Origin of the sequence: Agarivorans sp. QJM3NY_25 (assembly GCF_050870875.2) — a bacterium.
In the GTDB taxonomy this organism is placed as follows: domain Bacteria; phylum Pseudomonadota; class Gammaproteobacteria; order Enterobacterales; family Celerinatantimonadaceae; genus Agarivorans.
In genome coordinates, this window is sequence record NZ_CP194041.2 from 3624481 (window position 1) to 3650507 (window position 26027).

Consider the following 26027-nt stretch of genomic DNA (forward strand, 5'->3'; position numbering starts at 1 on the left):
CAAACCCAGCCTCTATTTAATTGGAAAAGCGGTAATAATACCTTCTCCGGCAGGCTCTAAAACTACCTTGATGTTTGTTCCATTCCGAGTGCCTTCAACAGTAAAGCGAGCGGGTTTACCTGCTTTAGTAAACCAATTTCCTGCTTTACCTGTTTGCTGCACCCACTTCAAACTAGGGGCAGTCGCGATATCCGAAACAGCATTCATGATCTTATCGCTAGACCAAGATGCTGGGAATTTAGTTTTACCATTAAAGAGTCGAGAAAAACCAAACTTATGACCACCGCCAGTGGTGGCGTCACCAGTCAAGATATGCTTCCTCCTTTGAGGACTAGCTAAATCAGTTGTTCCCTTTGTAACAAGTAATTATTACCGATTCGTTAAAGGCCCTAAACTTTCATTTGTAAAATACTTAGTATCCTCATCTGACGCAGGTTCCATACCACAGAAGAAGTTAGCTATATTATGATCTCTAGCAACGTCTTTAGCATGATGATGCAGTTCTGCTACAAGTATCGTCATATCTATATTATCAACCTCATCAGAATCGAAGTTGAAATCAATGTCGTACTGTTCACTATACTTAACCAGTCGTAATAATACATTTGGCAGGGTAATGCCATTAAGCTTCATATCATTCAGATTGATTAGTGCACTAACATCACCATCAAAGCTCAAGAGATAACTCAATGCATTCACATCGAGTTCATCTCCATTCATCAACTCAATATCTTCGCTACATTGGACATCGATAACTTTGCTAGAAGCCGCAATCTGCAACATTAAAAGCCTAATCACGTTGTTCTTATGAACATTTTCAAATACTACTTCGAGTAAACTAGACATATTCAGCCTCAATCAACGAACCCTTTAAAGGTGGAATCCATATTCAATCTAATACCTCTTCCATCACTCAATCTTTTTTCAAGAAACGTGTTTCCCTTATCAGTTACTTGCTTAAACTCACCAGAGCCACGGGTAATCTCCCTGATATGCTTCATCGCCTGTTCATTCCAGGTTTTCATTGAGCCAGTAGTTTTGCCCCAAATTTCAGGCTTCCTTCCAGCATGCTTAGATAATGCATGGCCTACACGAGTGCTTCCCTTGTATGCTTCTTGCGCCGTAGTTAAAGCTATCTTTGTTTGAGCTTTTGTGAGTCCATACTTTGTAACTTTTGGCCTGTTCAATAAAGTTATAACTTCATCAACATATTTGCTGTTTCTTATCGTCAACGCCGCTTCAGTTGCGAGAGCCCCTTCCGCAAGAACGGAGACTTCCGGCCCCATACCTTGAAGCATTCTAAATGCTGCATCGGAAGGGCTTTCACTCGTTGCTGATGCCCAAGAATTAGCGGCATACTCAGACAAACCATCTTCAACAGCATTTATTATATTTTCAACATTAAAGCTCTCCGTTCCGTAGGGATCGGTGAACATCAGTGGATTATTACGTACATAGGCAAAGCGGTTAATACCGTCTACATATCCTAAGGGGTCTGGCTGTAAAAAGCGCCCCATTTCTGGGTCATACCAACGCGCTCGACTATAAATAACCCCGCCTATATTAGGTTCACGACCTGTATAGCCAAATTGAGGTAAGCTTCCATTGCCAATGCTTTTCGTGCCAAAGGCATTATAAAGCTGGCTAGCCGTGCGATTGCCAGCTGCATTGGTCGCTAACACTACACTATTTAAGCGGTTAGCCGTTAAAAACTGGTTACCGCCAGGCCCCATATAATGAATTGGATTATCGATACCCGGGCCATAAGTAAATAAGCTTTTGAGCTCACCCTTAACGTTATGGGCAGCAACCAGATTATCGCCACTGTAAAGCCATTGTGTATCGTTTTCGCTAATACGGCGGCCTTGATCATCATATTGATAAAATCTGGTTTCCCCCGCATAGCTATACTTAAACACTTGCTTAAGGCTGTTGTATTGCAACTGAGTGGTGGCGGTTCCAGTGCACGAACCGTTATATTTTTTAACCACAGCATGGTTAGCATCGTACTGATAACAACGGTAATAAGCCCCGCTTGAGCTTCCAGTGCGGATATTGGTTAAGCGACCAAAATTAAGCATGTCATAGTTATAATAGTAATCCACCCCACCGTAAGAACGCTTAGACCGATTATTAAATTCATCGTAATTAAACGTTTCTATAGAGCCGTTATTACTTTTTACTGTGCTCAACCTATCTAAGTTATCGTAACTGTATTCGAAAGATTGACTACCGACCCCGGTGATGGTCTCTGAGGCGGCGCTCAGCAAGCTTCTCTCATTATATTCATATTTCATTTCGGCTAACTGGCCATTGCCATTATCAACCACAATACTGCTTATATTGCCGTCTTTACGATATTCATAATATTGAGAAACGCCATTGGAGTAACTAATTTGGCCTATTTGGTCGTCGGCATTCCAAAAATAGGTGATTTGTTCTTGGCTCGGTGTCACCACCGAAACTAAGCGCCCGCTAGGATCATACTTATACTGAGTATTATCTCCTTCTGGACCATTCATGGTTAACAGCTTACCGGCTGGCGAATACAAATAACTTAAGGTTTTATTGGCTCGCGAATCGACAACTTTGGCTACTCGGTTTAGAGCATCAAAACCATAGGTGGTGGTCGTTGCAGGAGAGGACACTTGCGATACTGCCCCTAGCGCATTGTATTGGTAATAAATGCTATTGTTACTTCCACTGGGGTGGATCGAATCTAACTGACCGTTTGTGGCGTTATATTCGTAGTTCGTGACCTGGTTTTTAGCATCTTTAGTCGCAGTTAAGTTACCGTGTTTATCGTAGGTATTTTGTTGTATTAAATGACCATTTCCATCTTTTACCGTAGCTATTCGGCCTAGATCATCATAACCATACTCAGCAAGTTTGGTAAGTAAATTCGAACTAGGTAGTGATGTTACCGATGTAGTTAAGCCGGCAAACACTTTTTTCATGTTACCTACCGTATCGTATTCATAATACTCTACGGCTCTTTCTTCTTGTTTGGTTCGAATATTTAATGCCGTTGGAGACACTTTATATCGTACCTGCCCGCGTTCGTTATAATATAGAACACTGTCTACATCACTAACCCCCGATAAAGAGGCTGAATTATGATAATGGTACCAAGTTGTGGCTAATACGTGAGCATCTAACAGATTCTGTTGTTGTTTTACGCGTCCTATATTGTCGTAACTATATTTTTGTTCGTGGGTCTTACCTTCGTCATCAATATATTTAATGGATTTTAATTGACCATTTTGACTCGCGCCATAATAACTGCGTGTTTCGGTGATTCCACCAGGAGAGGTAACTTTTAGAATTCGGCCTAATACATCAAACTCTATTAGAGCTGTACGTCCCATTTCGTCATAACCACGAGTGACTCGATTCGCTTTGTCATACTCAAATCGTATCACTTCACCATCTGCGTTGGTGATGGATGACTTTAGCCCTTCTTTATTATATGTGGTGGGAACACAAAGCGGACACCCATAATAATAACCATGGAGACAGCAACACCGTTTGTGAAAGTAATTCCACTACAGTTATTTAGTTCTGAGGCTGTTGTCATGCGGATTGGTGGCTGAATTCATCATTAATGACTCATCTTGATGATTTCTGAGCCAATGCACGCCTCAGCAAAGCTGATGATTGAGGGTGGTTCGAAAGTAAGCTCGCGCTTAAGCGCGGTTTAGCAAACGTTTGCAGCAACTTAAACCGGCCGTTCGTTGATGCCCCATATGCCGATGATATTGTCTGAGCAAGCGCTCTTGACCAACAGCCCCAGAAAAGTGCCGTTCAAACTCACCGCTTAAAGTCAGCCACTGCGCTTCATTTATCCCTAAGCGTTGGATGATGGAACTTTCTCCACTGTCGATGTAACCCCGTTTATCTTCTCTTACCATGCGTCCGGTCATATCGACTAACTCAAGGTAGTCTTTCAGCTCAAAGGGTAAGCCTTGGGGCATCGGCTCTCTTGGGTTACCCACAAAGGGAAACAGGTTTGTTGCCTGGGCTTGTTTTAGCTGAGCGGCTTTTGCTCGTCGCTGTACGCTGGTATGGGCCGAGTCCTCTGGTGTGCTCGCTATCTTGGCTCTGATGGGGTTTAGGTCTACGTAAGCCATACACGCCATGAGGGCGGCTTCATCCAAAAGCGCTTGGGATTTAAAGCGTCCTTCCCAAAAACGACCGGTACATTGGTCTTCTTGATTGGCGGCTCGCGCAATGTGTTCGTTTAAATGGCGCATAAACCAGCTTAAGTCATACAGGCGAGTCCGATACACTTCGGCGGTGGCGCGAATGGCTTGTAGTTGCACCTCACTCAACTGCGGACGTAATTCAAGGTTGAGATACATCTGAGTCAGTAAGGTGCCCTGATGCAAGCTATGCCAGCGTTCTAACACTTCATCCATTGACCAGGCTTCTGCTTGTTGCGGATTAACATGTAGCACGAGGTGGGTATGATTACTCATGACAGCATAAGCACAAACATCAATGGCGAACACCGACGCCAATTTGAGTAGATAATCCTCGACCCACTGGCGGCGGTGCTCATAGCTTTTACCACTTACCTTGTCTTCGCCACACAGAAACGCCCGTCGAACACAACGGGAAACACAATGATAGTAGGGTGTATCCGATAAGCTCACTTGTGATTTTCTAGGCTTAGGCATATAGCAACTCTACGCACTATGAGGACAAACTAAGCATAGAGCACTAATTGATTTACCGCCAGTTAGAATGGGTGTCCTATTATCTTTCGTTATCTTTCGACAGACCCAGAAAGATACTTAATTACCAAACACCAGCAGAACTATTTGGATGAACTGGGGTGGTGCACTTAGATCTTGAATTCGGAGTTGGCACTGGCATATGCGCTCACCATATGGATGGTACTTTGCCTGTCGCCTCTATCATAAGAGCCGCGTAAGGTCTTGCCATCAATGGCGACAACCTCACCACAGGTGAGCTTGTGAACGGCCTTCATCCAGGCGAGAAAGCAATCGCGGAATTCAGCGGGGTCAATATTTGCTATTAGACGGGCAAAGGTATCATCAACGGGCACACCGTTTTCAAACAAGCCCTGTTTAAGGAACCACTCATGGTGACCAAGAACATATTCACGGATATCAGTCCAGCCTTGACCTCCCGCTATCACGGCACAGATTGAACCGAACAAAATAGGGGACATAAGATCACACTCGACTCGTCAGGTCAATTTTAACCTCAAGTTGGGCAAAAAACATTCATGATCTTGCCCTGCATTTATTATTAAGAAGCTTATACCAAGAAGCCGACCCCTCGTCCTAGTGCAATAAACAAACCTAATAAAATCATACAGAAAGAAAGCAACATAGATCTAATCATAAACTGTCTAAACCTATCACCTTCTTCAATTAACAATTTGTCACCAGCTAGGCAATACTTCCTTTTAAGTACATATAAACTGAACTGAAAATTAGTATTACCAAACAAGCCAGGCTCCCTAATTTCAAATTTAGAATCACCATTTATAATCTTTTTATAAAAACCCCTTGACACGACCATCATTTTGAAAAAATTAAAAATAGAAATAATAAGAAGAATATAAAAAGCTAAAAGCAATAGAACTGATATCATTTATTTTTCGCTAACCTTATCTAATTTATTTCCAAGTGTAACCAGTTGTCACACCTGTAGCAAAACCTAGCCCAAGACCTCCACTGATCCCTACCACTACTTCTAGACACCCCACTAAGTAAGTACAATCACCATAGAGGTACTTATGACAATAAAGAAACCACGTAAAACTCATACCACTGAATTTAAAAAAGAAGCTGTTCAGTTAGCTGTGAAAGTCGGCGTTGCAGCTGCCGCTAGAGACTTAGGCATATATGAATCGCAAATCTACGACTGGCGCACCAAGTTCCAGCAAAAGAAAAGCTCAAGTCAACGTGAAGCCGAACTCGCAGCGGAAGTAGCCAAGTTAAAGCGTCAATTAGCTGAACAAGCAGAGGACTTAGCCATATTAAAAAAGGCGGCTACCTACTTCGCGAAGAATCAAAAATAAAGCGATTCAAGTTCATGCAAGTGCACCAAATCGAGTTCTCGGTGTCACGCATGGCTTCGGTGCTTAAAGTATCGCGAAGTGGGTTTTATCATTGGCTTAAATTCGGTGAACGGTCAAGCCAACGAGCATTGCAACAACAGCGGCGAGATGAACAAATACAACAAATTTTTGTCGATTCGAAACAGCGTTATGGTGCCACTCGCATCAAAGTTGAGCTAGAAGATAAACAGCAAACACTGTGTATTAAGACGATTAGTGAGAGTATGAAGCGCCAGGGCTTAGTGGCCAAAGCGGCTCGTAGGTTCAAGGTGACGACTGACAGCAATCATACATAGGCAGTTGCGCCGAACTTGCTTGAGCGCGATTTTACGGCCACCACACCCAATCAGAAATGGGTAACAGACATAACCTATTTATGGACCAGTCAAGGCTGGCTCTACTTAGCTGTTATTATCGATTTGTTTTCGAGAGCGGTGATTGGTTGGTCTATGAGTCCAAATATGAAAGCAGAGCTGGTGTGTGATGCCTTAACGATGGCCATCTTCCGTAGAGGGCGTCCAAAAGGCGTCATCGTGCATAGTGATCGCGGTAGCCAGTATTGCTCAGGGGATTTCCGTGACCTGCTGAACAAGGATGAATTACAGCAAAGTATGAGCCGAAAGGGTAATTGCTGGGATAATGCTTGCGCCGAGAGTTTCTTTCACTCACTGAAAGTAGAAGCTATTCATGGCGAACCCGTTATGGATCGGAAAACAATGCGCCAAGCGGTATTTGAATACATTGAAGTTGATTACAACAAAACGAGAAGGCATAGTGCGAATGGCTATCTCAGCCCTGAAGCATTTGAACTAAAGAGCATTGCTTAGTGCAGTGTCTAGTTTTAGTACTAGGGATCAATGCGCCGCCAAAGCCCATCACTAAACGGGTAAATACGTACCAGGGATAGCTTGATTCATAGGCCCCTGCCACCCCTGCTACAATCAGTAACAAAGCAAGCGAAAACGCTTTTTTAGGGCCCATTTTAACCAGCAACCAAGCGGCCGATAAGTTACCAATAACCTTGGCGATAGTGATTGCGTTAGTCATCTAGGTGGCGGCGGCCATTCCCTCGATATTGTAATAACTCATGATATCTTTTGTCATCATCGAGCCTGCAACCCACGACATGGCAAATAATGCATAGGTCATGAATATGGTAAATTCGATAAGATATTTTTTCTTCATCTTCGCTACCTTTTTAGGCTGTATTCAAGTAATAAATCCAGCTTTTATCTTACTAAAAATAAGCCTCCTCATTATCCTGAATTCGCATTAATGTATTGTGTGAAACTCATCGAAAAACCTATAAGCAACTGTTTATAAATATTTTTTAAGATCCAACAAAAAACCCCGCTAGAATGCGAGGCCTTTTTAGGAACACTAAATTGCAGTTATGGCTTTAATGCAAGTAACTCGCCTAAGCTAATATCCGCTTGATAATCCACGCCCGCCAAGGCAAAGCCGTTCAGCTGCATAAAGTCGTTGATATAACCTTGATAATCGCCCACTTCTTTAAAGTTTTCGGGGGTGATCTGAGCCATCAATGCCGCGACTTCTTGCTGGGTTTGTGGATCGAGTTCCCAATCGTCGATTCGAATTAAACGCTGCGGATCCACAACAACCGTATTCTCATCGTTATATAAACGTTGGCTAAACAATCGCTGCATCTGCTCTATGCAACCTTCGTGGGTTCCACGGGCCTTCATCACTTTAAATAGAGCCAGCATGTAAGGTGAAAAAGTCGGAATAAAAACACTGGCTTTGGTGACTAAGGCTTTGCACACCGAGACATATGCCGCTCCGCCCATAGTCGCTAACTGCTGGTGAAGTTGATCCGCGCTAGCTTGTAAATGAGCTTTGGCCCTGCCTAACGTTCCTTTATGGTAGATAGGATAAGTCGCCTTTGGCCCAATGTAAGAATAAGCCACGGTTTTACATCCATAGGCAAGTACCTTGGCATCTTCTAAAATATTAATCCAACTGATCCAATCTTCACCGCCCATCACCTTCTCTGTCGCATAGATCTCTTGTTCGGTGGCGGTCTCAACCGTCATTTGCTGCATGCTTTCAGTTTCAATATTAATAGTTGGCCCGGTCACGGCTTCGCCAGTGGTTTTAATTGCAGAGCGCCATAATTCTCCCGTTTCTGGGTTAGGCCGAACCCCGGTCGCTAAGCTGTAAACCACTAAATCGACCTTGCCACCAAAATTATGCTTAATATAGTCAATCACTTGCTCGCGCATTTGCGCTGAGAAAGCGTCGCCCACAAAATTTTTCGCAATGAGGCCCTTTGCTTCTGCTTGTTGGCGGAAATAGATATTGTTGTACCATCCAGCGGTTCCCACACCCTTTTCACTTGGGCCTCGCTCAAAAGAAACACCAATGGTGTCGGCGTTTGCGCCACCAAAGGCCAACGCAATACGAGACGCTAAACCAAAACCAGATGAGGCACCCAAAATAAGGACTTTCTTAGGGCCATTAAGCACTTTGCTGGTTGCTCGTACATAGTCAATTTGATTCTTGATCGACTGTTGGCAGCCGTAGGGATGTGCTGAACGGGCAACCACCCCTTTCACGATAGGTTTAATAATCATGGATACTCCGAAGGTTACGAATTCAATTTAGGTGGCATTACCGTTGCGACACCTGAGATCACTAGCTTGCCATGCTGATTAATACTGCGAGTGGCTAGTTTCACGATATTCTTTTTAAGATTAATCTCGATCACTTCTACTTCGGCGCGGATCGTATCCCCAATGTACACTGGTGCAGTAAAGCGTAATTCCTGACCAAGGTAAATGGTGCCAGGCCCAGGCAATTGCATGCCTAATACCGTAGAGGTTAATCCAGCAACCAAAATGCCATGCGCAACGCGGTCGCCAAATACACTCGACTTACCCGCAATAGCGCTCACATGAACCGGATTAATGTCGCCACTAATGCCACTAAATAGTTGAATATCAGACTCACTGATAGTTTTTTCAAAGCTTGCTTGTTGGCCAAGTTCAAGCTGATGAATGGTATAAGTCATCGCTAATTTTCTTCTATAAAAAACTTTGTTATTACATTGATGTATAACAAAATATTATGCAAAAAAGACCCACTACAAGGCACCAAGTGGGCCTGGAAAAACTAAGCCACAATTTTCGCTTTACCGCATACAGGGTAGAGAACCTCAATCTTTAAATCCATTGCTTGCTCATAAAAAATTCGCGCATCCATTCGCTTCAAGTTAACACTAATCTGCGGCTTAAAGTCCATCTGCGACAGAATGTCTTTTTCCAAATCAACTCCCGGTGCAATTTCAATCAATTCTAAACTTTCCGCCGCTAAGCGAAATACCGCTCGCTCGGTAATATATAACACCGATTTATTATTTTTACGGGCGATATCCGACGCAAAGGTGATCTGCTGAACCTGCTTAGTAAACTTCCTAATCGGTCCATCTTGGATAATCGTTAGCTTTCCGTTACCTGTTTCAATGCGTGATCTACCGGCGGTAAATGTTCCACAAACAACACTTGCTTGGCATTTTGGGTAATATTGATAAAGCCTCCGCAGCCCGCGATAAAACAAGCACTCACTCGCGCGAATATGTCGCTGCAAGCAATACAATTACTTGAGCTTAATGAAGCTTTTGCCGCTCAGGCAGTAGGGGGGATGCATGGTCTATGCGATGAACATCAGGTCAACATGGATTGGTTTGAAGATAAAACGAATGTGAATGGTGGCGCAATAGCCTTAGGTCACCCACTTGGCGCATCTGGAGGGTGAATTCTAAGCTCTCTTCTCTATGAAATGAAAAAACGGCTATTACACCACTTGGGGAAATAATGGTTATGCTGGCTTCCTCGAAACCAGCTATCAAATCAGCCCCGCATTTCAACTACAAGCCCGCTAGGCTTTATTGATGGTGGACTAATAGGACGCGGCTTCGACACCTACTCTGGATTAATCAACAATAGCAACCGCAATGATGCCAGCCCCATTTATCAACAGTTTTTTGGTGGCCTCGGTCATGAAGATAACGACGGTCAAATCATCGCCAGCCGCCTAAATTGGCAAGTTTCCAAAGCGTGGCAGTTACAATTTGCTGCCGGGCATATGAATATAGATAACTACCTTGGGACATCGGAAAATTTAAGATCAAGCTTCTTAGATGCTAAAAGTCATTACCAATGGAGTAAATATACCGACTTAGGCTGCCAAATAAGTTGGGCAAATGAAGGTATTGATGATTTAGCGGCGATGTTTATCATTAATATTAAATATGATTAATATAACACCCCGATATTAAATAACACGGGTGCTAATACTGGCACCCACGCCATAAGGAAGAATAGAAAACCGAAATAAAAACACTCACCTAAAAAACTAAACGCCACCCCATTACATTTAAAGTAAAAACCAATGACTATCATTTAAAAACTTAGCTTTGGATTATTCACCAGCCTGTACTTTCAAGCATCATGATCTTTGATCGATAAGTGTCGGCTTCATACTCCAAAGTGGCCTCATCACTCCCACCTTAAGCTTTAGATAACCAAGGAGATTACCAGTATCATGGTAGAGCCGTACCCAAAGCTCCTGCTAGCAAATGATTCATTTTAAGAATTGTGGACATCTAACGATTCACGCTCACAGTCGCATTTAATTTTTAAGCGAGAATCGTTTACTAAAACATCTAAATTATATATAACACAATCAGCCGATTTATATCTCTTAGAGCAAATGATTGGCACGCAGTAAATAATACCATTATTTCAATGAACGAAAAGGAAGTACACATGAGTGATTTACGTTCACCAGCTTATTGGATCGGCCACTTTTTTACCATCGCAGCAACCATTATCGGCGTCTACTACGCTGCGATTGTTGGCTTTGACGTTGCTTTAAAGCTGGAGTTGGTGAAAGCGGATAGAGGTACCTATTATGTTGCCGAATCCATGTATCAAGAATTAAATTTTAATGTAGAAAATATGGATAAATACATTGAGCGCGTAAAAACCAAGGAGTATGTCTATAAAGAGCATATTGCTGGCATTAAACTCAATGATTATGTGTTTCAGGCAGCAAAATACTCTGATTCAACCTTTGAACTTGAACCCAAGCTGCTATCTGAAATATCAATTTATTACTTTTCTATCGGTAATGCGATTAAGCAATATTACGATACTGGAATGCAATCGCCAAGCAAGGTGATGACTGTGGTGAAGCGTGAAACTGAGAAGCTAAAAAAACAAAAAACCTTAGAACGTTTAGCGAAATATAACAAAGCACTTGCCGATAGCGTTGAACAACGTGGGGTTAATCTTGCCCAACCTAATTTTAATTAATGCGTTAAAATGCGACATATTTCAAGCTAAAAGCGTTTAGCGTAACCAGAGGTATTCAGCTCAGTAAAGCTAGCGAATACCTCTCTGCTTTTTCTTCAAAAATATCACGATTCAACATCCCCAAAGCCCTTGTCGGTCTGCCTAAGGCAAATCAAACAATAGCGCTAGCACTCGCTGCTCCCCATTATTGATGAACTCTAGATGCTCCAAGTTTTCAACTTTTAGCCCATCCCCAGCCTGCAGCGATAATTGGTCCACCATTAAATGGCCTGCAATTTGATGGACATAAAGTCGCCGTCCGGCTTGAATGGAAAAGCTGAGCTTGTGTTGCGGCTCCAGGATCAACTGATGCAAACGCGCATCTTGCTTAATTTGCAAGCTGCCCCGCTCACCGGTCGGTGTTAACACGGTGGTTAAGCCAGGCTCTTGACCAAAATTTTTCTGTTGATAGCCCGGTTGCTTGCCAAAAATATCCGGTTCAATCCAAATTTGTAAGAAATGTAATGGTTCGGTGGCCGAGGCATTAAATTCACTATGGTAGATCCCCCGCCCCGCCGACATCAGTTGAAACTCTCCAGCTGGTAAATTCTGCATATTGCCTTCGCTATCTTTATGCTGAATACAACCCTCAAGCACATAGCTAATAATTTCCATATCACGATGCGGGTGGGTATCAAACCCTGCGCCAGCTGAAACGACGTCATCATTGATCACTCTTAATGCAGAAAACCCCATCTGTTGCGGATCGTAATACTGACCAAATGAAAAGCTATGTTGACTATCTAACCAGCCAAAGTTAGCTCGGCCACGCTGATTTGCGGCTCTTTTTGTGAACATAAGATAGTCTCTTCTATTCCAGTCTGAAGGGTGATAATGACTTAATCTGCCAAAATCAGATCAATATTTTTTAATCGCTAACTTAGCAAACAGGTCGCTACCGATTAACGACTTTAAGTGTAAGCGGGTTAAACTGATTTAAAAAACGGAACTTTTTGAGCTTTAAGTTCAAAAAATTTGAATATGGAGCCAATCATGAATGATGTCATTACTCTCGAAGCCTTAAAAGCACTGGATGCCATTGATAAACAGGGGAGCTTTGCTGCTGCAGCCGCATCTTTATACAAGGTGCCCTCAGCCTTAAGTTACACCATAAAGAAACTTGAACAAGACATCGGCGTTGCTCTGTTTGATCGAAGCAAGCAACGCGCCACGCTAACCCCGGCAGGGAAACTCGCCTTACAACACGGTCGAGAACTGTTACTCGCGAGTCAACGGATGCTGGATTCGATCCAACAACTAGATTCCGGCTGGGAAAGTGAGCTCCGCATTGCTCGCGATACCGTGATCCCAAGTGCCCCCCTGTTTCAGCTGTTACAAAAATTTAATCAACTGGAGCAGCATGTCAATATCACTCTTGGCGTGGAAGCCCTCGGCGGCGGCTGGGACGCGCTGCACAGTCGCCGTGCCGACATCGTGATTGGTGCCAATGGAGAACTCCCCAAAGGCCTGTTTAATATGCATAAAATTGGCAGCTTAATGTTCGTGTTTTGCGTCGCGCCTGAACATCCGCTAGCGCTTGTAGAAACGCCGATCAGCGCCGAACAACTGGCGCAATACCCCGCAATTGTGGTGACAGATACCTCACAGCAATTACCGGTACGCGATAGCGGTTTGTTTATCAGTAAACAGGTCATACGGGTAAATACCATGCATGCTAAAATTGTTGCCCAGCAACAAGGTTTAGGGACTGGCTTTTTACCGAAACATCTAATTAAATCTTACTTAGACGATGGATCGTTGATAGAAAAAAACTGTCACTTGCCTCGGCCCGCACAAGATATTTATATTGCCTGGCACAAACAGCAAACGGGTAAAGCCTTTGATTGGTTTGTTCAACAACTATGTAAGCTTGATTGGAAGATTGAGTGCCCGCTTAAACAATAATGTTTAAGCATATGGCAGGTTAGCTCAGCGCGTTGGGCCTGAGACAAGCCTTGCAGAAAAGGCCAGCCGAAGCTGGCCTACTGGCTTAACGAAGTACAATAAACAACGAACCGCCACGTCGATTCACTTGCAATAGCACCGCTTTTTTATTCAGCGACAAAGCTTTTTGCAAGCTGGCAATGTCTTTTACCGGCCGTTTGTTGGCGGCCACAACCACATCGTTCGGACGCAAACCACCATAGGCTGCAATCGATCCCGGGGCTACATTTGCCACCAATACGCCGTTACCCTCTGGATCTTTCACAAACTGCACGCCGTCGAGCAAATCATGCAACTTGCCTTCTGCGCTCACGGCTGACTGCGGTTTGGCAATGTTCACCTTAAGTTGTAGTTTCTCGCCATCGCGCAAAATAGTTAACTTAGTTTTATCACCAATGGCTTTCGAACCAATTTGACTGCGAAGTTGTCCGGTGGAACCAGTGGTTTTGCCATCAACGGCAATAATCACATCTCCCGCTTTAATCCCGGCCTTCTTCGCTGGAGAATCTTCTAATACACTGGTAACCAGCACTCCTTTTTGACCATTTTCTAGCTCAAAGGCCTTTCTTAAATCAGCATTAATATCTTGAATGCCGACCCCAATTTGACCTCGCTTCACTTCACCATGGTCAATGATTTGCTCCATGCTCGCCTTGGCCATGTTAATCGGGATCGCAAAGCCAATCCCCACGTTACCGCCCGAAGGCGCAATAATTGCGGTATTAATGCCCACCAGCTCGCCGGCTAAGTTAACTAAGGCTCCCCCTGAGTTACCGGGGTTAATCGAAGCGTCGGTCTGAATAAAGTTTTCGTAACCTTCAATGCCCAAACCACTGCGACCCAAGGCGCTCACCACCCCAGTGGTCACCGTTTGGCCTAAACCAAAAGGATTACCAATGGCCACCACAAAGTCACCTACTTCCAATTCACTGGAATCGGCTAATTTGACTTCGACCAAATCATCGGCTTCGATTTTTAAAATTGCAATATCTAACTCAGCATCCTGTCCCAGAACCTTCGCTTGAAAGCTTCTACCATCGGCCAAGGAGACCTGTACTTCATCGGAGCCCTTAATCACATGGTAGTTGGTCATCACCAAGCCTTCATCGGCGTTAATAATCACCCCCGAGCCAGCACTTTGTTGGCGCTTTTGTGGTTGTTGCTGCGGTTGCTGTTGTTGCTCTGGAATATTAAAGAAATGCCTAAAAAACGGGTCGTTAAGTAGTGGGTTATTACGGTATTGCTGAGTTGAAAAAGTGGCGATATTAACCACTGCAGGATGAACTTTCTTAATCATCGGCGCCAATGAAGGGAATGGCTTACCTTCAGTGGTTACATTGGGAATTGCCGCGTAGGCTTGGGTGCCGCCTAGCGTGAACAACAATAAAACGAGTATAGAAATTTTACGATACATCTTTTCCTCCACACCTTTTACTTTGACTAACTTAAAATTAACGGTTGTGCCTTTTCAGGACGACATTGAAGTAATTCCACCCTTAGCTTTTATGCGCATAGGGGGTCTTACAAAACACCATTTTCATGCTGCAACAATGACTTCCATTTCGGCATCATCCGCTAAAGACAAAGTGTGTTGGAAAAACCAAACAATTGTCAGCTTGATGATACTGCTGCTTTAACTTCCTTCGTTTACTCCTTCCTTATCGCCAATGAGCAGAACGCAACTACCCAAGGGATTCGCTGAACACGACTGCACAGCACTCATCGGCAAACAATGACTAACTCGATAATCAGGTCCAAGATGAGACTAACCAGTCCCAGCTGATGAACCAAAGCATCGCCTTGGGCGATCTTAGATTATCGATTCAGGCATCGCCAGCAAACTCATCGCATGCACGGCTTCGCTTGATCGTTTAAGTCTGAAACATCAATAATATTTGCAAACTTGAAGTCCATTTATCTCTCTCCAGTCGCCAAGCAATAAGCGCTAACCACCAAAGAAAAACCAACCCGAAGAACAAGCTACCCGATTTTTGAAGATGAGGTCAACAAATTATTTTTCAATAGCTTGTTGATTAAATACATTTAAAAAGTTTATTTAAATGCGCCTAAATTCCCCTAAAAAGCACCGCAGGAGAAGATTTTCGAGGCTCACAACGCGCCCATTCAACATCATTTATCGACTCAGAAGTACATTTTTAGCGACCAATTCGCAGCACAGAGAGCGCCTTAAATTGGGGAGAAAATGTGATCTACGCATAGTTTTCGTGCAAATTTATATCACTAAATTCAACAAAACCTAGCCTAACTTTAATTTTTTGTTTCACGCAAACGCTTAATGTTAAAGAAAAAGTTAAAGACATCTCAGTTTCTCCCTGTAATAACCTGACCACTTGGCCAATTTATTGCTAACTCTACAGACTTGACCACACAGTCAGTTTTAATTTTGGTTCGTTATTTAAGTAAAGGAATACACAATGAAAAAACAAATAGCCTTGGCAAGCATTGCCTTGTCTGGATTATTCTCAGCGACTCAGGCCTCAGCAGAAATGCAATGGAGTACCTTTAGTTTGAGTTACCTGTATGGTACTGAATATGAGTTTACCCCCAACGGTAAAATGCAGGTGATGACGGTTGAGCATGCCAGTGGCCATAGTTGGGGAGATAATTTCTTCTTCGTTGACAGAAGCATGCCAAAGGACGGCGATGCCAGCTTTTACGGTGAGCTCTCCCCTCGCCTAAGTTTCAACAAACTCACCGACAGCACATTTTCGCTCGGACCAATTAAAGATGTACTCTTCGCCAGCACCTGGGAAATGGGCGACGGCTTTAATAACTATTTATATGGTGTGGGAGTGGATATCGCCGTGCCTGGTTTCCAATACTTTAATGTGAATGTTTATCAGGTGAACAACGACATCAGCGCCAACGATGAACAGCTCACCATCACTTGGGGGGCACCATTTAGTATTGGTTCACAAGACTTCCTGATTGATGGTTTTATGGATTGGTCTTCGGCCAGCGAAACCAACAAGTCAGAAATGAACTTAACCCCCCAAATTAAATGGAATGCAGGCAAGAACTTAGGCTTCAGCTCACCACTTTATGTCGGTATCGAATATGCTTATTGGAACAATAAATACGGAACCGATGTTGACGAACGAGTGGCTTCCCTATTGGTGAAATGGCACTTCTAGTCGGCTGGAAAGAGGGTGAGTGTTTGCTCACCCTTACTTCAACTAAATCCCTGCCTGGCAACGCTCACGCATATTTTAGTAAGATTTATAGGGTAAGAATTTTCCCGACAGGATCACTTTTACCCGATCCCCCTTCTCATCTGACTCCCTACTGATATCCATTGAAAAATCGATAGCACTCATGATGCCATCACCAAATTCTTCATGGATCAGCTCCTTAATGGTCGTTCCATACACGTTCACCACTTCATACCAGCGGTAAATCAGTGGATCGCTGGGGATCGCCGTTGGCAACGAGCCTTTATAGGGGGCAATTTGCAACCAGGCCACCGCTTCGTCGGGCAAGTCACAGCGCTCACCGATAAGCTCGGCCTGACGTTTATTTAAGGTCATTTGCCCCAGACAGGCGGCGGTGGTCCACTCCTTAGACAAGCCAATGGCCTGTGCCAGCTCGGCCCACTTGAGTCCCTTGGCAACTTTCGCCGCCATAATAAGTTGGCTTACTTGTTCTCTATTGGTAATCATTGCAGCATCCTTTCTGATTAAATGATAAGGGTCGATTTAAGGCGGACTCACGGGTGGACAAACCAGACGTTTTTGGATCCAGCCCCTTATTTGCGCCTGAACGAGACAAATCCCCCTTTAGCTGGTATTTGCTCCCGAACCAGCAACATGGGCTGCCGCCTTGCTGAAATCACAGCCAAACGCGCCCTCCCCCCGGCAAAACAAGCCGAGGGCTTTAACTAGTGTCCAGTTGCGTGAGTAAAAAAATTACCAGCATCGCCAACATTGCGGCGATCCCCTGCCATAGCGCCAGCGGATTACGCTCGGCCAGCGGCGCTCGGCTCTGGTTTAAAAACTGGCGGTTTGGCCGGCGTAGATCGGCCAGAAATTCGCTAATTTCTGAGTAACGTTTATCTGGATTCAGCTGCAGGGCCTTGGCTAGGGCATCGTCGATCCATGCGGGGATCTCGCGGTCTTTGTCTAACACCGATTGGTAATGCAAACGCTGCTGCGCGGCAGAGCTTTTCGCTCTCGCCACCTTGGCTGCGTAGGGGTAACGCCCCGACAACATATGGTAGGCAATCACCGCCAGAGAAAACTGCTCGGAACGGATGCTCCCCGGCTCACCTAAAAAATACTCCGGCGCAGCGTATAATGCGGTCCCAAGCAAACAGGAGGATTCCCCCTCACTGCTCGTTTCGGCTAAACCCGCCGCCCACACCGAGCCAAAATCAATGATCTTTAAGGTACCGGTGGCATCAATCATGATGTTGTCGGGCTTTAGATCCTGATGCAACATATCCATACGATGAAAGGCGCGTAAACCCCTGGCAATTTGCTCCACCATGCCCCTTACCGTGCCGAGCTCGGCCTTGGGATGATCGGTGATCCATTGCGCTAAGCTTTGTCCTTCGATGTATTCAAATACACTATAAAAATATTGGCGCGGACGCGTTTGCGACGCCGCCTTCACAACATAGGCACTGTTGATCCGGCGAGCGATCCATTCTTCGCTCACAAAACGCTCCAAATAAGCGGGGTCGGCACGCATCTCAATCGACGGCGTTTTTAAGATAACTTGGCTGAGCGTTTGCTCATCTATGGCCAAATACACATGGCTGCGGGGACTCGCGTGTAATTGACGAACAATACGATATCCGTCAAATGAGCAGCCAGCACTTAAGTCGGGTGGAAAAGGGCGTGAACCCAGGGTTTCCAGTAAGGGATGCGCCAAGGGCTTTGGCAGCTGTTCAACCCGAACAATTTGCAGGCTCAGGTTGTCATCACTCCCCGCTTGATAGGCCTGCTCGACAATCTGTGTTGCGGCGGCCTGTAAGTCGGTTGCATGCTGGGTAAGCGCCTGTTCAAGCACCGCGGCGGTAATAAATTCATAGACACCATCGGTGGCCAGAATAAACACGTCAGCGGCCTGTACCCGCAGCGACTGGTAGTCGAACGGGCAGTGAGCCTCAATGCCCAGGGCACGACTTAAGTGACTCTGCTGCTCAGAAACCCACAAGCGATGGTCGTGGGTGAGCTGTTCCAAGCCATGCTGATTCAAACGATATACCCGGGTATCCCCCACATGAAACACATGGGCAACATCACCTTTCACAACCAAGGCACTGCAAGTGCATACGTAGCCCTTGTCTTTGTCGTAACGGTAAGGGCTGTGTTGCGTTTGACTAAACAACCAGGCGTTGCTGGCAGCGAGTACCCGCTCTACCGAATGTTGAACCGACCAGAGTTCTGAGGTGCAATAATAGTCATCTAAAAAACTATTCACCGTGGTCTCGCTGGCAATATGACTAAGCAGGCTGGAGCTGATCCCATCGGCCATCACCACCGCCACGCCTTTGGAGGCAAGCAACGAGTCGCGCGGGATCAAGCTGCCATGGCAGTCCTGATTCAGCGGCTTGCGCCCCTTATCAGAATAGCTGCCAATGCTCACTTGCAATACGCTGGTCATCGTCGCGTCAACCTTGCTTAAGCATTCACTGAAGCGCTGGCTTTTTCCGCGGTGACACGAGGTGCCTTCGCCAGCTGGCGTTTAGGTGCGGTTCTCACGTGGGTGGTATACAGGGTTAAGCCGGTAAAGGCCAAGCCGCCGACCAGGTTACCCAACGCCGTTGGAATTTCATTCCAAAGGAAATAGTCCATGATCGAGAAGTCTCCCCCCATAATTAAGCCAAAGGGGAATAAAAACATGTTCACCACCGAGTGCTCAAAGCCCATATAGAAGAATAAAAAGATAGGCATCCACATTGCTATCACCTTCCCGCTCACCGAGGTAGAGATCATCGCGCCAACAACCCCCATTGAGACCATCCAGTTACATAGCATGCCGCGTACAAAAATAGTAAACCAGCCCGCAACCCCATGCTCTGCATACCCCAGGGTACGTGCTTCACCAATGCTGGCCGCCTTTGCCCCCACCGCACCAGCTTCAACATTAAAGCCGTAAGTAAAAATAAAGGCCATCATCACCGCCACGCTCAACGCGCCGCCAAAATTACCCAAAAACACTAAACCCCAGTTGCGGAGTAAACCCTGCACATCAACCCCGGGGCGTTTGTCGAGCAAGGCCAGCGGTACCAGTACAAACACCCCGGTGAGCAAATCAAAGCCCATGAGGTAGAGCATACAAAAACCCACGGGGAACAAAATGGCCCCCAGTAAGAAGTGTCCGGTATTCACCGCGATGGTAATCGCAAAAATAGCAGCCAGCGCTAAAATAGCCCCCGCCATAAATGCACGAATCACAGTATCGCGAGTGGACATAAATACTTTAGATTCACCCGCGTCGACCATTTTGCTAACAAATTCTGAAGGAATTAAATAAGACATAACTTTCCCTTTATGACTAATTGAATAAAATTTCTGATGGCTCATAAGACCAACGACCCACCTTTACAAAGCAGTATCAAGGATCACTGCAACGGGTTGATGCGATCTTTGCTTGCGCAACATAATCTCTATAGCAATTGCTGAGCCAAGCAGAACCAATCTCCAGCAAATTGATAACAAATCAGTAACAGTAAGCTATCGAGCAACGTTTAAGTCCAGGAATCACCAGCAACAGCCAAGATAAAACGCACCAATATATAGCCTAAGTTATTCAATTTAATGAAAAATACTACTTTATAGGTAGTTTTCAGTGCGGCGTGTACCTTTCTCACCAACAGGCTCGTTCAAGGCAGAACTGCGGTTTAAAGACCTCTTAGTATTGCGGAAGTGTTACGGCAGTCCTCAGCAACATCCATCTGCAGGGATGCGCAAGGAACACCGATTTTGAAGATAGCTTCGAGACGAAATAAAAGCAGTTTCATCACTATCAGGTATCTGCTTGGTCAGGAAAGCAAATACCTGAGAGCTAAACAGCAGTTAAGCTTTGGGGAGGTGGGCTTTGATAATTTGATAAAGCTCGGGACGATACTCTGCGATCTCATCCGGACTTAAGCCTTCCAAGGAATGCGGATACTTCAACCACTGGCTGGTTTCATGTAAGAAGTAATCGGGCACCCGCTCGGTTTTATTGCGTTCCGGTTTAAAATAAGGCACGGCCACGCGAATATCGCTGGGCGTGTTCAGCCGCGCCAAACGCGTTAATTCGCTGATAATTGCATCGATGGAACGTCCGGTATCAAACACATCATCAACAATCAATAAGCGGTCATGCTGCTGCACATGTTTCACCAGATAGTTTAGGCCAAACACCTTGACCTCTTTGGCCTGATTATCAATCGCCGCAGCATAAGAAGCGGTGCGGATGGCAATATTGTCGCTAGTGATACCGTGATAAGCCAAAAACTCCTGTACCGCAATACCAATCGGTGCCCCGCCGCGCCATACCGCAATAATAAAGCTGGGACGAAAGCCACTGCTCAGCACTTGCTCAGCCAAACGGAATGAGTCTTCTAAAAGATCTTGGCCGCTAATATAGAGTTTTTCACTCATTTCCATGTATCCTATTAAAAAGCTGACCTCAGGGTCAAAGTTGTAGTATAAAACTAGCATTAATCAGCCCGCTTATTCAAGGATACTAAGATGCCATTGAACCAGCCCACAGACCAGCTGCAAAAACATTATTTAGATGAAGATACGCTGATCCAAGACTCTTTCCGACTCGGCGTTAAAATATTTGAAAGCGGATTCCGTCCAAGCTTTATTGTCGGGCTTTGGCGTGGCGGCAGCGCAGTGGGGATTTACGTGCAAGAGTGTTTGCAAACCCTTGGTTTAGTCACCGATCACATCTCGGTACGTACCTCTTATCAGGGCCAAGCCAATTATCAGCAAATCTTAGAGCAACCAGACTCGATTCGGGTGCACGGTATTCAATACCTCCTGGAAAACCTCAATGTTGATGATAGTCTGCTTATTGTCGACGATGTGTTTAGCAGTGGTCATAACGTTGTGGCGGTGATTAATCGGCTGCAAAGTAAACTAAAACGCAACATGCCAACGCAAGTGAAAGTTGCCACCCTTTGGGAGCGTCCTAAGTTTAACCAAACCCAACTAAAACCCGACTTTTGTCTGCATCAAACCGAGCAGTGGCTGGTATTTCCCTACGAACTCACCGGACTAAGCCCCGCAGAAATCGCCGAACACAAACCCTTTGTCGCCCCGCTAATCAAAACCGAACAAACAAAATAAGCGAACTACTGCTCCTCAGCCCCACTCCCAGACACAAAAAAGCGGCTCATCGGCCGCTTTATCTTTATTAAGACTCACCGCTTAGTGCTGATATTCATAAGCTCCGGTGTTAAAAGCGGCCCCACTCGGCCGTGGATTGCCATCGAGGTCCTCTGCGACAGCCGCTAGTACTGCTGATTGGCTTTTCTAAAATGACCTTGATAGTCGAAGATGCGATGCTCAATTCGCCAATAGTGTTTTTGTTGTTTGGCGATCACAAAATCGGGGGCCACCAAGTGCTGGATCGCTTGTTCGGCTTGTTTGGCGCTATCAAGCGTCTGCTTTTCACCATCGACACGACGACAAAATAGCTGATTAAACTGCTGCTTGGCCTTAGCGTAACTAAAATTGAAGCTTTCGCTGAGCTCTGCGCCATCTTCATCATGATAGGTAATGCGCAACTTGTCGCCAGCACAACTTGCCGAGATCCCGCTGCAACGCAAGACCTTACGATCTTTTAGTTGCAGCGCATCTTTGAGCTGCTTATCTGGGTCAATCATCTGAAAACCACAGGCGTGGCACTGACGCGCGGCGATGTCGTTTTCGGCATTGCATTGCGAACACTGTTTGTACTTATAACGATAGTTACATTGCACTAATTTTTCGGGATAATTTGGATCCTCAACTAAGCCCTGACAGCGCCTTCCATAATGCTCGATGATGTCGCCATCTTTGTCGGTGAGACCCCAGAAAATATTAGCAAACTGGCATTGCGGACACTCAACCTGCACCAAAGTGCTATTCGGGTTGGGCTTGGTTTCGCCAATTTCCGGCTGGTAGAGATCGTAATTATTGCCCGCATAATCAACGATTAGGCAATCGCTTTTATCCGGATATAAACGTAAGCCCCGCCCGGCAATTTGCTGATACAGGCTTACCGAGGCGGTGCGCCGCAGAATCGCAATTAAATCGACATGCGGCGCATCAAAGCCGGTGGTGAGCACCGATACATTCACCAAGAACTTAAGTTGCTGCTGTTTAAATTGTTCGATCAACTGATCGCGCTGCTGATGCGGCGTTTCCGCCGTCACCACCGCAGTTTGTTCGTCGGGCAAATAGTGAGCGATTTCCCTGGCGTGATTAACCGTTGCAGCAAATACCATCACCCCGCGCCGCGATTCGGCCAGCTTGAGTAATTGCTTGCAGATGGCTTGAGTCACTCGAGGACAGCCAGACAAAAATTGATCCAGCTGGGCTTCACTGTATTGGCTGGGCAACTCGTCGAACTGATAGCGGGCCGCGGGAGCGTCAACCAACAAGGGTTGCGTTAGGTAACCTTTGTTTATCAAATGCCGCAGCGGTAGTTCATAGATACACTTGTGAAAGGGGCGCGCCTGCTCGCTGCGTACATAGCCGTGATAATGCTGTTGGTAAATCCAGCCCTTGTCTAAGCGATAAGGAGTGGCGGTCAGGCCGAGTACTTTGAGCTGGGGGTTTTGCTGTTTTAAATGCTCAATAATCACTTGATATTGGCTGTCGCTATCATCACTCACCCGATGACATTCATCAATCACCAACAGCGAATAGTAGCCGCTAAACTGCCCCAGATTGCGACTCAGCGATTGCACGCTGGCAAAGGTGACCGGAAACTGCGCTTGCTTCTGGCCAAGGCCTGCCGCAAAAATGCCCGACTCGAAACCATAGGCGCTAAACTTACTCTGGTTTTGCTCTACCAACTCTTTAACATGCGCCAATACTAGGATGGGGTGTCGTGCCAAGCGCGCCAGCTCGGCGATCACAATGCTCTTGCCTGCACCGGTGGGCAATACCACAACGGCAGCCTCATCACTTTGACGAAAGTGACTCAATACAGCATCTACCGCCGCTTGTTGATAATCACGCAGTTGTAACATGAAAGGCCCGGGTTCCTGCGATTGATAAAGATGAGCTCGATTATGCCATGTTTCAATAGGCCTCGCAGGCGTTTGCTTCCTCGGGAAAAGTGAAGCTCTTACCAGAACTTTCAGTGGATGATGCCGGTGAGCGGGGCGATATCAAAAAAAGTCCCTTGAAACTTGGCTACACTGGGACTCAAAGTTTTGTATGATCAATCACCATGAGCCAAGCACAGATCCAACAAACCATCGCCAGTTTTAGCTGTATAGAGCAAGCGCTAAGCTATTTTGAGATCGACTACGATCAAAGTTTTATCGAGCAATATCGGCAAGCCCTGATGAAAAATTTCATGGGGAACTTATTACTAAGCAAACCCGAGGATTGGTTTGCCGCACGCCGCGCACTGAAAAATGCCTATTGCAAGGTACAACGCAGCAGGCTCGATCAACACACCCGCTCTGCCTGCCGTGGTTGCTCTTCCTGCGAGCGACGCTAATGAAAGTGGAATTGACTCAAGGGTGCTTCAAGCAAGCTAAGCCCCCTTCACCACTAGCTTAACCACAACTAGCAAGCAAACTGCTTATCTAGCCAATCGAAACAACGCGCTCTGCCTGCCGTGGTGGTACTTCCTGCGAGCGACGCTAATGAAAGTAGAATTGAATCAAGGGGGCTTCGAGCAAGCGAAAGCCCCCTTCACCACTAGCTTAACCACAACTAGCAAGCAAACGGCTTATCTAGCTAATCGAAACAACGCGCTCAGCCTGTCGTAGTGGTACTTCCTGCGAACGACGCGAATGAAAGTAGCATTGACTCAAGGGTGCTTCAAGCAAGCGAAAGCCCCCTTCACCACTACCTTAACCGCTACCTTAACAACTACCTTCACCACAACTAGCGAGCAAACTGCTTATTTAGCCAATCGAAACAACGTGCTCTGCCTGCCGTGGTGGTACTTCCTGCGTGCGACGCGAATGAAAGCAGCATTGACTCAAGGGTGCTTCAAGCAAGCGAAAGCCCCCTTCACCACTACCTTAACCGCTACCTTAACAACTACCTTCACCACAACTAGCGAGCAAACTGCTTATCTAGCCAATCAAAGGCCGCCTGCTGCATATCTTCGGTAAAGGTATGACTTTTATCGGCCCACAGCTTAGTTTCTAGCTTATCGCCAGCGCCATTGGCGTCCCAGACCGAATGCAGGGTATAGAAGGCCGACTTCACCGAATCCACCGGAAACAGCTTATCTTTAGCGCCCGCATAAACCAACATCGGTTTCGGCGCGCTCAATCCCGCAATATCGGGGTAATCGAGATAACGCGCGATATAGGGATGCAACATCGCAAAAGCCGATTGCCCCTTCAGCTGATTGTTACCCGGTACCATCAAGCCCTTCATCGTCCCCATCCAGCAATCAACAATGCTGGCGGTAATCGCATCCGATAAGGCAGCCACCTGCCACGAGCGAAATGCCCCCATGGAAAAGCCTATGGCCGCAACCCGCTGTTTATCCACCTGCGGCTGGCTGGCTAAAAATTCTGAAGCGCGTACATCTTCCAGCGCGATAATACCGGCGAAGGAAGCACCTAAGTTAAACAAGTTGGAGGCCAGCGCTTGTTGTGAACCGGTGACAAAGCCAGGCACCGAACGATCGCCCCAGCCTAAGGCATCGATGGACAATACCACATAGCCGCGTTTTGCCAGTTCATCCCCCGGAAAGCGCCCGGTGAAAAACTTATCGGCCCATTTTTGTGAAGAGGCTAAACGAGCCTCGTCATCCCAGGTTTGCACAAACTTTTCTTTGCCAATATCAAATTTACTGCCATGATCGTGCAGAAATAACGCGGCGGGGAATGGCCCTTCGCCCTTCGGCGTCAGCAAAAACGCCATCACCCGACTCTCGTTACTGATATTAAACACCACCTTTTGCGCAATATAAGAGCCGCGATCAACTTGGTCGATCACCATCGGTTTAAAGGGGGTGTCATCTTGATAAGGGAGGATCAACTCACGCGCTTTGGCTAAACCTTGCTCCCGCCACTGTTGGGGACTCAGTTGGTTATTTGCCCAGCTCATGGTAAATGGCATCCGCTGTTTAAGCTTCTGATAAAAAACCGGAAAACTACGCTGGGCTTGGTCAAATGCTTGCATTTGATACGTCGCGCCTTCGGCGGCTTTGGCATGCAGTAACTGAGGTGTTAGTGCCATTACAGCACTCAGTAAACTGGCAACAACGAGTGGCTTCATAAGCATCCTTAATTGATTAAAACCAAAATGAAACATCGGTTTAAAATACGATCTTTAATCAAGGATTATCGTTAGCGGAATCACAATTGTTAAATTAAGTAAAAGCAGATAAAACATACGTTTAACTGCATAGAATATAAAAAATCGTGTCTACCGTCGTTTTTAGATTCTTGAGCGGCAGCGCCA

General features: G+C 45.8%; 22 protein-coding genes and 3 pseudogenes. 7 read left to right on the forward strand and 18 right to left on the reverse strand.

Annotated features, from left to right (window positions below):
* Positions 1 to 12: 12 nt before the first annotated feature.
* The 5 genes and pseudogenes from ACRRSW_RS16625 to ACRRSW_RS16645 form a co-directional block, all read right to left on the reverse strand.
* Positions 13 to 309: an EndoU domain-containing protein gene (locus ACRRSW_RS16625; RefSeq protein WP_432459880.1), complete on the reverse strand. Its 297-nt coding sequence runs from the start codon at positions 307 to 309 to the stop codon at positions 13 to 15.
* A gap of 60 nt (positions 310 to 369) precedes the next feature.
* Complete coding sequence (locus tag ACRRSW_RS16630) at positions 370 to 846, reverse strand: hypothetical protein (protein WP_432459881.1); 477 nt, start codon at positions 844 to 846, stop codon at positions 370 to 372.
* An 8-nt stretch (positions 847 to 854) separates the two neighbouring features.
* Positions 855 to 3368 carry an RHS repeat domain-containing protein gene (locus ACRRSW_RS16635; RefSeq protein ID WP_432459882.1) on the reverse strand — a complete coding sequence of 838 codons (2514 nt, stop codon included), beginning with the start codon at positions 3366 to 3368 and terminating at the stop codon, positions 855 to 857.
* A 318-nt stretch (positions 3369 to 3686) separates the two neighbouring features.
* On the reverse strand, positions 3687 to 4679 hold the full coding sequence (locus tag ACRRSW_RS16640) for a transposase (protein ID WP_432459883.1): 993 nt from the start codon (positions 4677 to 4679) through the stop codon (positions 3687 to 3689).
* A 185-nt stretch (positions 4680 to 4864) separates the two neighbouring features.
* Positions 4865 to 5188, reverse strand: a pseudogene (locus ACRRSW_RS16645) (ISAs1 family transposase); the annotation flags it as partial.
* Positions 5189 to 5770: 582 nt separating this feature from the next.
* On the opposite strand from ACRRSW_RS16645, the pseudogene ACRRSW_RS16650 reads away from it, so the two are divergent.
* Positions 5771 to 6921 (forward strand): annotated as a pseudogene (locus ACRRSW_RS16650) (IS3 family transposase).
* On the opposite strand, the gene ACRRSW_RS16655 reads toward ACRRSW_RS16650, so the two are convergent.
* The 5 genes from ACRRSW_RS16655 to ACRRSW_RS16675 form a co-directional block, all read right to left on the reverse strand.
* Positions 6884 to 7141: a hypothetical protein gene (locus ACRRSW_RS16655; RefSeq protein ID WP_432459884.1), complete on the reverse strand. Its 258-nt coding sequence runs from the start codon at positions 7139 to 7141 to the stop codon at positions 6884 to 6886. The pseudogene ACRRSW_RS16650 and the gene ACRRSW_RS16655 sit on opposite strands and share 38 nt — an antisense overlap.
* Positions 7142 to 7279, reverse strand: a complete 138-nt coding sequence (locus tag ACRRSW_RS16660) for a hypothetical protein (RefSeq protein ID WP_432459885.1) — start codon at positions 7277 to 7279, stop codon at positions 7142 to 7144.
* Between the two features lie 206 nt (positions 7280 to 7485).
* Positions 7486 to 8688 (reverse strand): enoyl-ACP reductase FabV, encoded by a 1203-nt coding sequence (gene fabV, locus ACRRSW_RS16665; RefSeq protein ID WP_432459886.1) that lies wholly within the window; start codon positions 8686 to 8688, stop codon positions 7486 to 7488.
* Between the two features lie 14 nt (positions 8689 to 8702).
* On the reverse strand, positions 8703 to 9125 hold the full coding sequence (locus ACRRSW_RS16670; protein ID WP_432459887.1) for a MaoC family dehydratase: 423 nt from the start codon (positions 9123 to 9125) through the stop codon (positions 8703 to 8705).
* Between the two features lie 101 nt (positions 9126 to 9226).
* Positions 9227 to 9460, reverse strand: coding sequence for a hypothetical protein (locus ACRRSW_RS16675; protein ID WP_432459888.1), 234 nt, complete (start codon positions 9458 to 9460; stop codon positions 9227 to 9229).
* 189 nt (positions 9461 to 9649) lie between these two features.
* Here ACRRSW_RS16675 and ACRRSW_RS16680 point away from each other — a divergent pair.
* Positions 9650 to 9865 (forward strand): annotated as a pseudogene (locus tag ACRRSW_RS16680) (acetyl-CoA C-acyltransferase); the annotation flags it as partial.
* A gap of 1016 nt (positions 9866 to 10881) precedes the next feature.
* Entirely contained in the window at positions 10882 to 11430 is a 549-nt protein-coding gene (locus ACRRSW_RS16685) for a hypothetical protein (protein WP_432459889.1), read from the forward strand.
* Between the two features lie 141 nt (positions 11431 to 11571).
* Here ACRRSW_RS16685 and ACRRSW_RS16690 read toward each other — a convergent pair whose 3' ends face one another.
* Positions 11572 to 12267 (reverse strand): pirin family protein, encoded by a 696-nt coding sequence (locus tag ACRRSW_RS16690; protein ID WP_432459890.1) that lies wholly within the window; start codon positions 12265 to 12267, stop codon positions 11572 to 11574.
* A 195-nt stretch (positions 12268 to 12462) separates the two neighbouring features.
* Between ACRRSW_RS16690 and ACRRSW_RS16695 the strand changes: the two genes are divergently transcribed.
* Positions 12463 to 13374, forward strand: coding sequence for a LysR family transcriptional regulator (locus ACRRSW_RS16695; RefSeq protein ID WP_432459891.1), 912 nt, complete (start codon positions 12463 to 12465; stop codon positions 13372 to 13374).
* Positions 13375 to 13459: 85 nt separating this feature from the next.
* On the opposite strand, the gene ACRRSW_RS16700 is transcribed toward ACRRSW_RS16695, so the two are convergent.
* Positions 13460 to 14827: a Do family serine endopeptidase gene (locus ACRRSW_RS16700; protein WP_432459892.1), complete on the reverse strand. Its 1368-nt coding sequence runs from the start codon at positions 14825 to 14827 to the stop codon at positions 13460 to 13462.
* A 1021-nt stretch (positions 14828 to 15848) separates the two neighbouring features.
* On the opposite strand from ACRRSW_RS16700, the gene ACRRSW_RS16705 reads away from it, so the two are divergent.
* Entirely contained in the window at positions 15849 to 16568 is a 720-nt protein-coding gene (locus tag ACRRSW_RS16705; protein WP_432459893.1) for a DUF5020 family protein, read from the forward strand.
* A gap of 75 nt (positions 16569 to 16643) precedes the next feature.
* Here the strand turns inward: ACRRSW_RS16705 and cynS are convergent, their stop codons facing one another.
* The 4 genes from cynS to ACRRSW_RS16725 all read right to left on the reverse strand — a co-directional run bounded on the left by cynS (position 16644) and on the right by ACRRSW_RS16725 (position 21029).
* Positions 16644 to 17093, reverse strand: coding sequence for a cyanase (cynS, locus tag ACRRSW_RS16710; RefSeq protein WP_432459894.1), 450 nt, complete (start codon positions 17091 to 17093; stop codon positions 16644 to 16646).
* A gap of 214 nt (positions 17094 to 17307) precedes the next feature.
* On the reverse strand, positions 17308 to 19041 hold the full coding sequence (locus tag ACRRSW_RS16715) for a protein kinase domain-containing protein (protein ID WP_432459895.1): 1734 nt from the start codon (positions 19039 to 19041) through the stop codon (positions 17308 to 17310).
* 17 nt (positions 19042 to 19058) lie between these two features.
* The gene (locus tag ACRRSW_RS16720) at positions 19059 to 19919 is read right to left on the reverse strand and encodes a formate/nitrite transporter family protein (RefSeq protein ID WP_432459896.1); all 861 of its coding nucleotides are present in this window, start codon (positions 19917 to 19919) and stop codon (positions 19059 to 19061) included.
* A 537-nt stretch (positions 19920 to 20456) separates the two neighbouring features.
* Positions 20457 to 21029: a phosphoribosyltransferase gene (locus tag ACRRSW_RS16725; protein WP_432452119.1), complete on the reverse strand. Its 573-nt coding sequence runs from the start codon at positions 21027 to 21029 to the stop codon at positions 20457 to 20459.
* A gap of 90 nt (positions 21030 to 21119) precedes the next feature.
* On the opposite strand from ACRRSW_RS16725, the gene ACRRSW_RS16730 reads away from it, so the two are divergent.
* Positions 21120 to 21725, forward strand: a complete 606-nt coding sequence (locus ACRRSW_RS16730; protein ID WP_432452118.1) for a phosphoribosyltransferase — start codon at positions 21120 to 21122, stop codon at positions 21723 to 21725.
* Between the two features lie 164 nt (positions 21726 to 21889).
* On the opposite strand, the gene ACRRSW_RS16735 is transcribed toward ACRRSW_RS16730, so the two are convergent.
* Positions 21890 to 23617, reverse strand: coding sequence for a DEAD/DEAH box helicase family protein (locus tag ACRRSW_RS16735; RefSeq protein WP_432459897.1), 1728 nt, complete (start codon positions 23615 to 23617; stop codon positions 21890 to 21892).
* Positions 23618 to 23820: 203 nt separating this feature from the next.
* Between ACRRSW_RS16735 and ACRRSW_RS16740 the strand changes: the two genes are divergently transcribed.
* Entirely contained in the window at positions 23821 to 24096 is a 276-nt protein-coding gene (locus ACRRSW_RS16740; protein WP_432459898.1) for a nitrogen fixation protein NifW, read from the forward strand.
* 566 nt (positions 24097 to 24662) lie between these two features.
* Here ACRRSW_RS16740 and ACRRSW_RS16745 read toward each other — a convergent pair.
* The gene (locus tag ACRRSW_RS16745; protein WP_432459899.1) at positions 24663 to 25841 is read right to left on the reverse strand and encodes a dienelactone hydrolase family protein; all 1179 of its coding nucleotides are present in this window, start codon (positions 25839 to 25841) and stop codon (positions 24663 to 24665) included.
* Between the last annotated feature and the right edge of the window lie 186 nt (positions 25842 to 26027).

Excerpts from the sequence above, each read along its gene's own strand:
- ACRRSW_RS16745 (WP_432459899.1), bottom strand. The coding sequence starts at position 25,841 with ATGAAGCCACTCGTTGTTGCCAGTTTACTGAGTGCTGTAATGGCACTA.
- ACRRSW_RS16720 (WP_432459896.1), bottom strand. The coding sequence starts at position 19,919 with ATGTCTTATTTAATTCCTTCAGAATTTGTTAGCAAAATGGTCGACGCG.
- ACRRSW_RS16725 (WP_432452119.1), bottom strand. The coding sequence starts at position 21,029 with ATGAGTGAAAAACTCTATATTAGCGGCCAAGATCTTTTAGAAGACTCA.
- ACRRSW_RS16655 (WP_432459884.1), bottom strand. The coding sequence starts at position 7,141 with ATGACTAACGCAATCACTATCGCCAAGGTTATTGGTAACTTATCGGCC.
- ACRRSW_RS16670 (WP_432459887.1), bottom strand. The coding sequence starts at position 9,125 with ATGACTTATACCATTCATCAGCTTGAACTTGGCCAACAAGCAAGCTTT.
- ACRRSW_RS16730 (WP_432452118.1), top strand. The coding sequence starts at position 21,120 with ATGCCATTGAACCAGCCCACAGACCAGCTGCAAAAACATTATTTAGAT.
- ACRRSW_RS16685 (WP_432459889.1), top strand. The coding sequence starts at position 10,882 with ATGAGTGATTTACGTTCACCAGCTTATTGGATCGGCCACTTTTTTACC.
- ACRRSW_RS16695 (WP_432459891.1), top strand. The coding sequence starts at position 12,463 with ATGAATGATGTCATTACTCTCGAAGCCTTAAAAGCACTGGATGCCATT.
- ACRRSW_RS16640 (WP_432459883.1), bottom strand. The coding sequence starts at position 4,679 with ATGCCTAAGCCTAGAAAATCACAAGTGAGCTTATCGGATACACCCTAC.
- ACRRSW_RS16630 (WP_432459881.1), bottom strand. The coding sequence starts at position 846 with ATGTCTAGTTTACTCGAAGTAGTATTTGAAAATGTTCATAAGAACAAC.
- ACRRSW_RS16660 (WP_432459885.1), bottom strand. The coding sequence starts at position 7,279 with ATGAAGAAAAAATATCTTATCGAATTTACCATATTCATGACCTATGCA.
- ACRRSW_RS16635 (WP_432459882.1), bottom strand. The coding sequence starts at position 3,368 with ATGGGACGTACAGCTCTAATAGAGTTTGATGTATTAGGCCGAATTCTA.
- ACRRSW_RS16705 (WP_432459893.1), top strand. The coding sequence starts at position 15,849 with ATGAAAAAACAAATAGCCTTGGCAAGCATTGCCTTGTCTGGATTATTC.
- ACRRSW_RS16690 (WP_432459890.1), bottom strand. The coding sequence starts at position 12,267 with ATGTTCACAAAAAGAGCCGCAAATCAGCGTGGCCGAGCTAACTTTGGC.
- ACRRSW_RS16715 (WP_432459895.1), bottom strand. The coding sequence starts at position 19,041 with ATGACCAGCGTATTGCAAGTGAGCATTGGCAGCTATTCTGATAAGGGG.
- ACRRSW_RS16700 (WP_432459892.1), bottom strand. The coding sequence starts at position 14,827 with ATGTATCGTAAAATTTCTATACTCGTTTTATTGTTGTTCACGCTAGGC.
- fabV (WP_432459886.1), bottom strand. The coding sequence starts at position 8,688 with ATGATTATTAAACCTATCGTGAAAGGGGTGGTTGCCCGTTCAGCACAT.
- ACRRSW_RS16740 (WP_432459898.1), top strand. The coding sequence starts at position 23,821 with ATGAGCCAAGCACAGATCCAACAAACCATCGCCAGTTTTAGCTGTATA.
- ACRRSW_RS16735 (WP_432459897.1), bottom strand. The coding sequence starts at position 23,617 with ATGTTACAACTGCGTGATTATCAACAAGCGGCGGTAGATGCTGTATTG.
- cynS (WP_432459894.1), bottom strand. The coding sequence starts at position 17,093 with ATGATTACCAATAGAGAACAAGTAAGCCAACTTATTATGGCGGCGAAA.